Below are 322 nucleotides of genomic sequence, written 5' to 3'. Positions count from 1 at the left end.
TATCGGACTTGCCGGAAATGGCTGATCCCACCCCGTGCCGCGATCGAAGAAAAAACGACCCAGCGTCGATTTTCGTACAAAAGAGGGTTGCGGGATGGCATATGACATCCATATACCATCCACATGGATGGAGTTTGAGATGAATGTCAGGCAACTGCGCGACAAGACGCCGGAAAGCGAAAAGATCACCATAAACCTCGGATATGTGGATCTGGGGCGGGTGGACCTGTTGGTTCAGGAAGGATTTTACCAAAACCGGACGGATTTCATTCGGACGGCGATCCGCAACCAATTGGCTACCGAAGGCGCGCAGGTCGAAAAG

The 322-nt window shown here is 52.5% G+C and carries 1 pseudogene; it reads left to right on the top strand.

The annotated features are described in order from the left end of the window. Window positions 1–139: 139 nt before the first annotated feature. A pseudogene (locus A3764_RS01225) lies at window positions 140–322 on the top strand (CopG family transcriptional regulator); the annotation flags it as partial.

This window comes from Sulfitobacter sp. HI0129 (assembly GCF_001635395.1).
GTDB lineage: Bacteria > Pseudomonadota > Alphaproteobacteria > Rhodobacterales > Rhodobacteraceae > Sulfitobacter.
The sequence above is the reverse complement of the archived record's forward strand: the minus strand, read 5'-3'. Positions and strand labels throughout refer to the sequence as shown.